Here is an 11,859-nt window from a genome sequence, read left to right as displayed (position 1 = left end):
TAGTCAATAGGCTAAGTCCTTTTGGCGGTTAAATAAATTATATTATAAGCTTAAACTGGTAGTAAAAACGGTTTTAAATTATTATAATAAACAATTGACATACAAGTATTACAGGTGTAATATATAACTTAAGCAACTATTACATCTGTAATATTCCTAGAAAAGAAAGAGGATGATTATATGGAACAAAATACTCAAATATCAGGTGCAGAATGGAAAATAATGAATATACTTTGGTCGACTTCACCCCTTACAGCGAATGAAATAATTAATCATTTGGGTAATCATGTCAATTGGAATGATAGAACCATAAGAACATTAATAAATAGATTATTGAAAAAGCAAGCAATTTCATTTGATAAAAAGGGCAGAGAATACTTATATTACCCTATTGTTAACGAAGATGAATGTAAAAGAAAAGAAAACAAAAATTTCTTAAACCGTGTTTATAATGGCACTTTCAGCTTGATGTTTGCAAAATTTTTGGAAGATGAGGCATTTAGTAAGGATGAAATAAATGATTTGAAAAAGATTCTTAACGAAAAGACGGAAAAATAAGGAGGTTAGATATTGTTTAATTTACATGAGTTGACTATTCAAATATTTCATTCATCAATAATAATAAGTACTGTCATCTTGATTATTCTTAGCATAAAAACCATATTTAAAAATAGATTAGGAGCAATGTGGCATTATTCCATATGGTATATACTTATATTAAGGATGATGTTGATAGAATCTGTTGAAACCAGTTTTAGTTTTTTTAATATATATAATTACTTATTAAATAAGAAAAGCGATATTGCCATTATCACCAATGATACATTATTAGAACCTCTTGGAAATAGTAATATGCTTAATCAACCAACAAATATTTCAGGTGATTACGCAATATCTATGACACAGAATCAATTGACATTCTTATATGATAAAGGGACTATGGTTTGGTTAATAGGTGTTTTACTAATATCAATAATTATAATAGGTTATAATTTATACTTTAATTTTAGATTAAGAAGTAAATATGAAATTAATGTAGATGAAAATATAAAGATGATTGTGGAAGATTGCAAGCTAAAGATGAAGGTAGATAAAAAAATAGGTATTGCTGAAAGTAATTTGTTCAAAACACCCATATTGTTAGGTGTTCTTAAACCAATGTTAGTATTCCCAAAAGCTATCTTACAGGATTTAACATCAAAGGAATTGGAATATATTATCCTACACGAGTTAGCACATTATAAAAGAAAAGATATCATAAAGAATTGGATCTGTGTTATGTTACAGGTTATTCATTGGTTTAATCCATTGGTCAGCTATGCATTTTATAAAATGCGTCAGGATTGTGAAGTTGCTTGCGATGCATATGTCCTTTCTCATTTGGAATCACATGAATATAAGGATTATGGTAATACAATAATTACTATGATTGAAAAAATATCTTTTTCTTCATCTATCCCTGGAATAGTAGGATTTAGTAACAAAAAAACTAATATTAAAACTCGCATTCATAGTATTGTAGAATTTAGCAAGGAGAAAAAAACAACAAAAATCAAAAAAGCAATAGTTTTTGTAGTATTAGCATGTATCTTGTTAAGCAATAGACAGAGTGTAATGGGCTATGAAGAGTCAGAGTTACCTATAAATATAATAGATGAACACTTAAAAGAATATTTTGATAAATATGATGGGACATTTGTTATGTTAAATGAGAATGAAGACAATTATTACATTTATAATTCTTATAAGGCTCAACAGCGTATAGCACCATTGTCTACTTTTAAGATAGTTATTGCTGTAACGGCTCTTGAAGAGGGAATCATAAAAGACGGAATGTCAGAGTTGATATGGGATGGAACAAAATATCCTTATGATATATGGAACATGAATCACAACTTAAAAACAGGGATGAAATTTTCTGTTAATTGGTATTTTGAAAAGTTAAGTAGAGATATAGGTAAAGAAAAAATGACAGACGTGATTAAGAATATTAATTACGGTAATGAAGTTGGCTGGAGAGGGATAGAAAGTATTATAAATGGTAAATTAGCATTAAAGATTTCACCTATAGAACAAGTTGAATTTCTTAAAAAAATACATAATTACGAAATACCATTTAAGAAAGAAAACATAGATACGGTAAAAGAAGTTATAAAATTATCACAAAATGAGAATAGTGTTTTGGCTGGGAAAACAGGAACATTGATTTTAAATGAATATGAAATCAATGGGTGGTTTATTGGTTATGTAGAAAAAAATAATAACGTATACTATTTTGCCGTTAACATTGAAGGAGATAGTGATGCAAATGGTGTTAACGCTCGTAAAATAGCGCTAAAAATATTAAATGATAAAGGGATATACTAAGAATAATGAGGGAGAATTTTATATGAGAAAATATTTTGTATTAGTAATGATGATAGTAATAATGGTTACCCCTGGATGCAGTGCTAAAAAGGATGAATATATCTATAAGCTAGATATTGATAATGAAGTTAATATTGATGATAGTTTGACCATTAAAGAAATTAAGAAGGGTGTTTTAGTAGTAAATCATAAATTTCCATGGGATGGAAATTCTATGATTATTGAAATGAAAAATGGCGAAATAGCCCTGATTGATACACCTTATGAAAACGAAGCAACTAGAAAAATTATTGAGTGGGTCCGAGAACGAGCAGGTCAAGAGGTTAAATTTATAGAAATAAATACTGGTTTTCACTTTGACAATTTAGGTGGAAATAAATATCTTGCTGAACAAGATATTAAGATTATAGGAACATCAAAAACGGTAAATATGGTTAAAGAAAGAGGAGAAGATGCTAGAAAGCTTTTTTTAGATTGGCTAAAAGATCCTGAATTGAAAAAATATTATGATGTTTACACTAAACTTGAGTATATAGAGCCTACTGAAATAGTTAATATAGATATTGATGAGGAAATGGAAATTGTTTTTGGAGATGAAAAATTAGTACTTTATTATCCACAAGAATCCCATTCTCCTGACAACATTGTCGTTTATTACCCTAGTAAAAAAGTATTGTTTGGTGGTTGTATGGTGAAATCAGCTGAATCAGAAAACTTGGGTAATACAGCAGATGCAAATATTATGGGATGGTCAGAAAGCATAAAGAAATTAAAAAGAAAGTATAGTGAAAAAAGTGTTGATGTAATTGTTCCTGGTCATGGTGAAGTAGGCGATTATTCTTTGTTAGAAAATACTGAGAATCTATTAGAGCAATGAATCAGATTATCTTAGTGCTAACTATTGTTTATTAGATGTAATATATAAAGAAATATTTACCAAATTAACAATATGTGATATAATATCAATGAGAGGGTAGTCAAAGAGTCGGCAGTATTGACCGTATTATTCTGTAAATCGTAAAGCATATGAAAGTATGTGACACAAAGCTATAGGGTCTAAGGCTTAATTATAAGCTATGACAGCCAGTTACCAGAGGAAGACTTTGATTACCTAGTAGTCAAATCTTTTCTCGAAGCGGCAAATTCAGTGAAAGCTGAAGACGCAAAACTAAAGGGCCTAAGTCAATAATGATATGGCAGCCAGTTACCGAAAGAAGAGTTTTATTACTTTTCTTTCCCACGAATATGGCAAACCTATCGTGAGGTAGGGACGCAAAACTATAGGGTCTTCATATATGAAGATAGCCAGATGCCGAAGGGAGAGTTACAACTGAAAAAAATAGTATTAACTTTTATAGTTGCATTAATTTTTGTAGCATTAGCTGGGACAACCGCTTTTGCTAAGAGTGAAATTATAAAGGTCAATGCTGATAACGGCACAGTAAGTATCAATTATGATACTACTAATTATTCTGACTTAAAAGTTGTCGTGAAGAAGGGTTCGGATAAATATATCTATAACCTTAATTCTTCAAATGAAGAGCTACCATTACAAATGGGCAATGGTGAGTATACTGTAGGAATATATAAAAGAGCTGATGGTAACAAGTACAAATTGTTAACATCCAGTAAAGTACATAATGATACAACTAATAATACAGTATTCTTAGCAAGTGTTCAGAATGTACATTGGACAAGCAATTCAAATGCAGCTATTCTAGCTAAAGAACTAACTAAAGATGCCAAGACTGACAGAGAGAAAATAGAAGTTATATATAATTACATAATCGATAATGTTAAATATGATGATGAAAAAGCAAAGAATGTTAGTAGTAGATATTTACCTTCAACTAATGAAACGTTAGCTAGTAAAAAAGGAATATGCTACGATTATGCTTCTCTATTTGCAGTTATGCTTAGAAGCCTTAACATTCCTACAAAGCTTGTTCATGGCGATAGTAATTTCACTTCTGTCTATCATGCTTGGAATGAAGTGTTAGTTGATAACAATTGGATAGTTGTAGACACTACCATTGATGCAGCATATAAATCAGAAGGTGTAAAAGTTTCTTATGAAAAAGACCCTTCAGATTATAGTGCTAAAAAGGTATTTTAATAATGAATAATATTTGCTCCCTCTCAAAGTAATTTTGTAATTTTATACTCAGAGTTTAAATAAGTATTTTCATATGTCTCCATACATCTGGTAAATTTCTTTTTCCATATCATTTTTATAACGTATCATAAGTTCTATATCTCCTAATAATAATCTAGGATAAATCAAAGATTTTTCAAGTATTGCTTGAAATTATAACCAATTATTAGTACAATATCTTATAGAATGAAAAATGAGGTGTAAGACATGGAAGCAATAAAATTATTAATAGAAATAGCAATTAGTTTTGTCTGTGCAGTAATTGTAGTATGTGTTCATGAATATCCTAGAATTATTTGTTACAAGTATTTAGTTCATCCATTATATAAGAAGGAAACTAAAGTTTCATTTAATCCGCTAAAATATATGGATCCATTTGGAATAATCTCTTTTATGTTCTTAGGTGCTGGATGGCAGAAACCATTTAGTTTTAATACTGGTAGATTAAGAGATAAGAAAAAAGGTCTTATATCCATAACATTAATTGGTATATTATCTAATTTGCTGTTAATGGCAGTTTTAATACCTATTTTTGTTTCAACATTTCAGCAGAATTATTATGTGACTAAGTTTTTATTTATATTGATTCTTTTTAACTTAGCTATAGTTGTTGTGAATTTATTACCTGTACCACCATTTGATATGGTTAAAATAATTCAAGCTCTTAATCCACGTGCATACTTCAAATTTGTTCAATACGAGAAAGTTATTCAAGCTTTATTCATTTTATTCTTGGCTTCTGGATTTATTAGTACTCTAGTAAATATTATTATCAATAGTATTTTTAGTACTATGATAGTTAACGGGGTATAAGAAATAAAGAAAGGGTTTTTTAATTGAGTATTCCTGTAAAATTAGAAGTATTTGAAGGACCATTAGATTTATTGCTACATTTAATAGACAAAAACAAATTGAATATATATGATATACCTATTGTTATGATAACGGATCAGTTTTTGGAATATATCAAGAAGTTAGAAGAAAAAAATATGGAAATCATGAGTGAATTTATTGAAATGGCGGCTACATTAATAAATATTAAATCTAAAATGCTGTTGCCAATAGAAGATGAAGAGGAAGAGGAAACAGACCCTAGAGAAGAACTGATGAATAAACTCGTTGAGTACAAGAAGTTTAAATATATTAGAGATAAATTGAAAGTAAGGCAAATTGATGCTAAAAAAGTTATTTTCAAAGAACCTACAATACCAACAGAAGTTCTTAACTATGAAGAAAAAGTAGATACCAGTAAGTTACTATCAGATATAGACTTTTCTATGATTTATAATGTATTCCAATCTGTTATGAAAAAGCAATATAACAAAATAGATACTATAAGAAGTGATTTTGGTGAGATTGTTAGAGAAGAATATACTGTAAATGATAAAATAGATTATATAATTAATTTATCAAAACAGTACGAAACCATAAGTTTCAGAGATGTTCTTGAAACTCAATTATCCAAAGTAGAAATAATTGTTACATTTCTTGCAGTTTTGGAATTAATGAAGATGGGTAAAATATCAATCGTACAACGGGACCTATTTGATGATATCATTATAAAGTATACAGATTTAAATAATGATAATATAATATAATTAATCCTGAATGCCTAAATAACATAGAATATTTAGGATTTAGGATATATTTATGTAGATTGATTATATATATACTTAGAAATATAAGTTTGAACAGAGGGGAATAAAGATGCAACTATGTAAAATTGAAGCTATTATTGAATCTATATTATTTACTATGGGAGAAGCTGTTGAACTTGATAAGATAGCTGACGTTATAGAACAGGATAAAAACACAACTAAAAAGATAATGAATAATCTTATAGATAAATATGATAGTCCTGATAGGGGTATAACAATTATTGAAATTGATAATGCGTATCAGATGTGTACCAAAACAGAATATTACGATTATATAAGAAAAGTTAATAATAAAGCAAAGAATTATGTATTGACAGATGTATTGCTTGAAACTTTGTCAATAATTGCATATAAGCAACCTATCACTAAAGCAGAAGTTGAAAAAATAAGAGGTGTAAGTTCTGTGCATTGTATAAACAAACTCATAGACTATAATCTAGTCTGTGAAAAAGGTAGGATGGATGCACCAGGTAGACCTATAATATTTGGTACGACACAGGACTTCTTAAGAAATTTTGGATTTCAGTCCTTGAAGGAATTACCACTGATAGAAGAAGAAAAACTGTCAACTATACAAATTGAAGCACAAGAAGAAGTACAAAAAGAATTTAAAACAGAAGAGGAATAAAAATTTGGAATAAATTAATCATTTTTCTTATAAATTATTATAAGGAATTCTATAAGAAAGATGATTAAAATGAAGAAAATAACTAGTACAATAATATACATATTCATTATTGCAATAATGTTATCCGGTAATATTGCTTCGGCAGAAGATTGCAAAGATGAACCAAAAAAATTATATGCATACTCTGCTTTGTTGATGGATAAGAATACAGGAAGAGTATTATGGGAGAAAAAAGGCTTTGATGAAAGAGCTATGGCAAGTACAACTAAGATTATGACTTGTATTTTAGCTCTTGAGTCATGTGAACTTGATGAAATAGTAAAGGTAAGCAAAGAAGCATCAAAAGCCCCTAAGGTAAAATTGTATATTAGACCAGATGAAGAATATTATCTGGGAGATTTGTTACATGCGTTAATGTTGGTTTCATCTAATGATGTAGCAATTGCAATAGCCGAGCATGTAGCAGGTTCTACAGAAGAATTCTGTAAATTGATGACTAAGAAAGCGAAGCAGATTGGTGCTATAAATACATGTTATAAAACACCTAATGGTCTTGATGCGGATGGGCACTATACTACGGCATATGATTTAGCCCTTATAACAAGATATGCTCTTAATAATGAGACTTTTATGAAGCTTATCAATACACCATCTATAAGCTTTTGTGAAATAAAAGAGGGTAGGAACTTTAATATATCCAACAAAAATTCTTTTTTAAATATGTTTGATGGAGCTAATGGTGTAAAGACAGGTTACACTTCAAAAGCTGGTTATTGTTTTGTAGGTTCTGCTAAACGAGGAGATCTGGAATTAATATCTGTAGTACTAGCATCAGGTTGGCCTAATAATAGAACTTACCGATGGAACGATACTACAAAAATCATGAATTATGGATTTAATAATTATGAAACAAAAACAGTGTTGACCAATAATAAACATGTGTGTCAAGTTGGAGTAAAAAAAGGTATTGGAGAATCTATAGATGTTTTAACATCACAAGATGTTGATATAACGTTGTCAAAAGATGAAAAGGTATATATACTATATAATGTTAATCCTAATATAATAGCCCCGGTTAAAATTGGGCAAAATGTAGGTAATGCCGAAATATATGTTGATGGTAAACATTATCTTTCAGTACCACTCATAACCAATACAGAAGTTAAAAAGATTACTTACAAACACATATTCAATAAAGTACTTGAAAAATTTCTTTTGTTTTCATGTAACTAATAAATTTATATCTTTATGATTAATTGGATTGAGAAGGGAAAATAAATGGAAATTAGATTACAAAAATATTTGGCTGATGCAGGTATCGCCTCTAGAAGAAAATGTGAAAGTTATATAGTTGAAGGCAAAGTATCAGTTAATGGAAGAGTCGTTAAAGAACTTGGAAGCAAGATAGAACCAGATAAAGATATAGTAAAATATAATGGCAGAGTTGTTAAGAATAACTCTCACTTAATATATATTATGTTGAATAAACCTACTGGTTATATAACTAGTGTTTCAGATGAAAAAGGTAGAAAGACAGTAATGGACCTTATTGATATTAATACCAGAGTATACCCTATCGGTAGACTTGATTACAATACCAGCGGGTTATTACTTCTTACTAATGATGGAGATTTAACTTATAAATTGACTCATCCAAAACATGAAGTCGAGAAAAAATATATAGTAACTGTTAAAGGTGTACCTTCAGAAGAAAAACTAAATGAATTAAGGAAGGGAACTGATTTGGGAGTTTATAAGACATCTCACTCCAAAATTAGTGTTCTTCAAAGCAGTAAAGACAAAACAAAATTAAAAGTAGTAATTCATGAAGGTAAGAATCGACAGGTACGGAAAATGTTTGAACATATAGGTTGTCCCGTAATAAAACTTCAAAGAGCGGCTATTGGAAAGCTAAAAATAGACGGTTTATCTCAGGGTAAATATAGACATCTAAGTAAAGAAGAACTTAATTATATAAAAAAATTATAAGATTTATATATCCCCCCAAAGAAAATAAGATAAATGTCTTATTATGCTCTTTGGGGTTTAACATGTGGATTTTTAAAAGGAGGTGATTTAGATGTTTGAACCTAAAATAACTGATACTGTACAAGGAATTGTGAAAACATATATCAATGAGGGTGATACAGTTATAGATGCTACTATTGGAAATGGTTATGATACAGTTTTTTTAGCTGAGCAGGTAGGTATCAATGGACAAGTCTATGGCTTTGATATTCAAGATATTGCAATCAGGTCAACAAAAGAAAAATTAGATGAAAGAAAATTATTAAATAGGGTAACACTAATAAAGGACTCTCATGAATGTGTCAAAGATCATATTAAGAGTTCAGTAAAAGTTGCTATGTTCAATTTAGGTTATCTTCCAAGTGGAGATAAAGAAATAATTACTAAACCTGAGTCCACTATAAAGGCTATAAAAAATATGCTTGATATATTAGAGAAAAATGGTCTGATTTCAATTATTTCTTATTATGGACATGAAGGTGGTATAATAGAAAAAAATGAAGTGAATAAATATTTAGGAGAATTAAATAATAAGCAATATGACGTAATATCCATTGCTTATGAAAACAGGAAAATGAATGCTCCTATTATTTATTTAGTAAGGAAAAAATAGTTGCTTATTTCTTAAATACACTTGATATTTGCAACGAATTAATGTAAAATGATACTTGGTGAAGATTGCATTGTTTTACATAAACATAAAAATGGAGGGTTAATGCATGAGTATTCAAAACATGATCAATGAACTCACTAACCGTCGAAATGTTATTGAAACAGGTAGAGAAGAAGCAATTAGCAAGATACATGCTGATTCTAAATTGACGGCTAGAGAAAGAATTGAAGAACTACTTGACACTAATAGCTTTGTTGAGATTGGTGCGTTCGTTAAGCACCGTACAACTGATTTTAATTTAAGTGTTAAGGATACTCCAGCTGATGGCGTTGTAACTGGTTATGGTACTGTTGAAGGAAGATTAGTATACGTATATAGCCAAGACGTAACAGTGCTTGGTGGTGCATTAGGTGAAATGCATGCTAAGAAAATATGTGCTGTTTACGATATGGCTATGAAAATGGGAGCTCCAATCATTGCGTTACTTGATTCTGCAGGAGTTAGACTTCAAGAATCTACAGATGCACTAGATGGGTTCGGACAAATTTTCTTGAAGCAGACGCTAGCATCAGGAGTTGTACCACAAATTACAGCTGTTCTTGGTACATGTGGAGGAGGAGCTACACTTATTCCTTCTTTATCAGATTTCACATTCATGACTAAGAAAGCTACTAGTTTATTTGTTAATAGTCCTAATTCTTTAGATAGTAAAACTGAGACATTAGAAACTATAGCAAGTGCTGATTTCCATTCTAAAGAAACTGGCATTGTTGATTTTGTATGCGAAGATGAAAAAGATTTATTAGCAGAGTTAAGAAATTTTGTTAATTTATTACCTTCAAATAATTTTGAAGAAGCTCCAATATTTGATACAAATGATGATCTTAATAGAGTATCAAGCGAACTGAATGAAATTGCTCCAGAAGATTTAACTGCAGGAATTGATATGAAAGTAGTTATTTCTCAGATTGCTGATAATAATATGTTCGTTGAAACTAAAGCAAACTATGCAGTGTCAATGTTAACAGGCTTTATTAGATTAAATGGACAAACTGTAGGTGTATTAGCAAATCAAAGCGTTGAAAATGATGGTTTACTTACTTCTTCAGCTTGTGAAAAAGGAACTAAATTTATTGGATTTTGTGATTCTTTTAACATTCCAATTGTAACTTTAACTGATGTTGCTGGATACAATGCTACAGTAGCAGAAGAAAAGATAGGAATCTCAAAATTAGTATCAAAGTTACTTTGTGCTTTTGCAAGCGCAACAGTTCCAAAAGTAAATGTTGTTGTAGGCAGAGGTTACGGAACTGCTTATGTTGCTATGAATAGCAAACATATAGGTGCGGATTTTGTATATGCTTGGCCAAACAGTAAAGTATCTATGATGAATGCAGATTCAGCTGTTAGAATAATGTATGCTGATGAGTTAAGTAAAACTAGTATCTCTACTGAAGACATTAACAAAAAAACTGCAGAATATGAAGAGCTTCAAGCTAGTCCATATATGGCAGCAAGTAGAGGATATGTTGATGATATTATTGAACCAGCTGCTACAAGAAAGCGTGTTATAGTTGCATTAGAAATGCTTTATAGCAAAAGAGAATCAAGACCTGAAAAAAAACATGTAACTGTTTAAATGAGGTGAATTTAATATGAGTAACTTATCTGAAGGTGTAATTGCACTTATAAGTGGAATGGGAATAGTATTTGCAGTGCTTATACTGATTGCCTTAATTATATGGGCTTTCAAGTTCATTAAACAACCTGGTAAAAAAGAAGTTGTAGTTCCAGAACCACTTCCTGTACAAGCACCTGTAGAAGTGGAAGAAGAAACAGATGACTTAGAATTAGTCGCTGTTATTACTGCTGCTATTGCAGCATCTCTTAATACTACAACTGATAAATTGCAAGTAAAATCTTTTAGAAAAATAGGTTCAAATAGATCAAGATGGTAGTTTAGAGATAATTCAATGAAAACTTTTGTTAAAAATTGTTAGCAAATATTTGATAGGAGGATTTATCATGAGAAATTTTCAAGTTACTGTTAATGGTAATACATACGTAGTTGCTGTAGAGGAATTAGGAAACGGACAAGTTGCAACTCCTGTAGTATCAGCACCAAAAGCAGTACCTAATAAAGCAGCAGCGCCTGCAAAGAAACCAGCCGCAGCGTCAGCTCCAGCAGGAGCGACTAAAGTAACAGCTCCAATGCAAGGTAAAATTGTAGATGTAAAAGTATCTAATGGACAACAAGTCCAAGCAGGAGATGTACTTGCTATACTTGAAGCTATGAAGATGGAAAATGAAGTCGTAGCTCCAGCAGCTGGTACAGTTGCTTCAGTAAATGTTTCAGCAGGACAAAGCGTTGAGACAGGAGATTTAATCGTATCTCTAAACTAAGAATTAA

13 protein-coding genes and 3 riboswitches are annotated in these 11,859 nt (G+C 30.2%); all 13 genes read left to right on the top strand.

All coding sequences use genetic code 11. From position 1 onward, the window contains the following. Window positions 1-180 precede the first annotated feature (180 nt). The 13 genes from HYG85_RS23880 to HYG85_RS23820 all read left to right on the top strand — a co-directional run bounded on the left by HYG85_RS23880 (window position 181) and on the right by HYG85_RS23820 (window position 11,852). The gene (locus HYG85_RS23880; RefSeq protein WP_113674871.1) at window positions 181-558 is read left to right on the top strand and encodes a BlaI/MecI/CopY family transcriptional regulator; all 378 of its coding nucleotides are present in this window, start codon (window positions 181-183) and stop codon (window positions 556-558) included. A 12-nt stretch (window positions 559-570) separates the two neighbouring features. After that, a complete protein-coding gene (locus HYG85_RS23875) occupies window positions 571-2,367 on the top strand; it encodes a BlaR1 family beta-lactam sensor/signal transducer (RefSeq protein ID WP_212691721.1) in 1,797 nt (598 codons plus the stop codon). A gap of 22 nt (window positions 2,368-2,389) precedes the next feature. Continuing rightward, window positions 2,390-3,244, top strand: coding sequence for an MBL fold metallo-hydrolase (locus HYG85_RS23870; protein ID WP_212691720.1), 855 nt, complete (start codon window positions 2,390-2,392; stop codon window positions 3,242-3,244). Window positions 3,245-3,373: 129 nt separating this feature from the next. Continuing rightward, window positions 3,374-3,462, top strand: a riboswitch (cyclic di-GMP riboswitch). A gap of 32 nt (window positions 3,463-3,494) precedes the next feature. Next, a riboswitch (cyclic di-GMP riboswitch) is annotated at window positions 3,495-3,579 on the top strand. 25 nt (window positions 3,580-3,604) lie between these two features. Continuing rightward, window positions 3,605-3,684: riboswitch (cyclic di-GMP riboswitch) on the top strand. Next, on the top strand, window positions 3,677-4,483 hold the full coding sequence (locus HYG85_RS23865; protein ID WP_212691719.1) for a transglutaminase-like domain-containing protein: 807 nt from the start codon (window positions 3,677-3,679) through the stop codon (window positions 4,481-4,483). (Overlaps the previous riboswitch by 8 nt.) A 246-nt stretch (window positions 4,484-4,729) precedes the next feature. Beyond that, window positions 4,730-5,335, top strand: a complete 606-nt coding sequence (locus HYG85_RS23860) for a site-2 protease family protein (protein ID WP_212691718.1) — start codon at window positions 4,730-4,732, stop codon at window positions 5,333-5,335. Between the two features lie 23 nt (window positions 5,336-5,358). After that, window positions 5,359-6,120, top strand: a complete 762-nt coding sequence (locus HYG85_RS23855) for a segregation and condensation protein A (RefSeq protein WP_212691717.1) — start codon at window positions 5,359-5,361, stop codon at window positions 6,118-6,120. A gap of 109 nt (window positions 6,121-6,229) precedes the next feature. Further along, a complete protein-coding gene (gene scpB / locus HYG85_RS23850) occupies window positions 6,230-6,808 on the top strand; it encodes an SMC-Scp complex subunit ScpB (RefSeq protein WP_113674877.1) in 579 nt (192 codons plus the stop codon). 69 nt (window positions 6,809-6,877) lie between these two features. Next, entirely contained in the window at window positions 6,878-8,041 is a 1,164-nt protein-coding gene (locus tag HYG85_RS23845) for a D-alanyl-D-alanine carboxypeptidase family protein (protein WP_212691716.1), read from the top strand. A gap of 45 nt (window positions 8,042-8,086) precedes the next feature. After that, entirely contained in the window at window positions 8,087-8,797 is a 711-nt protein-coding gene (locus HYG85_RS23840; RefSeq protein ID WP_113674879.1) for a pseudouridine synthase, read from the top strand. Window positions 8,798-8,888: 91 nt separating this feature from the next. Then, on the top strand, window positions 8,889-9,449 hold the full coding sequence (locus tag HYG85_RS23835) for a tRNA (mnm(5)s(2)U34)-methyltransferase (RefSeq protein ID WP_212691715.1): 561 nt from the start codon (window positions 8,889-8,891) through the stop codon (window positions 9,447-9,449). Window positions 9,450-9,636: 187 nt separating this feature from the next. Then, complete coding sequence (locus HYG85_RS23830) at window positions 9,637-11,088, top strand: acyl-CoA carboxylase subunit beta (protein WP_334300193.1); 1,452 nt, start codon at window positions 9,637-9,639, stop codon at window positions 11,086-11,088. Between the two features lie 16 nt (window positions 11,089-11,104). Beyond that, the gene (locus tag HYG85_RS23825) at window positions 11,105-11,407 is read left to right on the top strand and encodes an OadG family protein (RefSeq protein ID WP_113674881.1); all 303 of its coding nucleotides are present in this window, start codon (window positions 11,105-11,107) and stop codon (window positions 11,405-11,407) included. A 67-nt stretch (window positions 11,408-11,474) separates the two neighbouring features. After that, window positions 11,475-11,852 carry a biotin/lipoyl-containing protein gene (locus tag HYG85_RS23820; RefSeq protein ID WP_212691714.1) on the top strand — a complete coding sequence of 126 codons (378 nt, stop codon included), beginning with the start codon at window positions 11,475-11,477 and terminating at the stop codon, window positions 11,850-11,852. Window positions 11,853-11,859: the final 7 nt, after the last annotated feature.

Origin of the sequence: Vallitalea guaymasensis (assembly GCF_018141425.1) — a bacterium.
GTDB classification, from domain to species: Bacteria; Bacillota; Clostridia; order Lachnospirales; family Vallitaleaceae; genus Vallitalea; species Vallitalea guaymasensis.
This window is presented reverse-complemented; position numbering and strand designations above follow the sequence as displayed.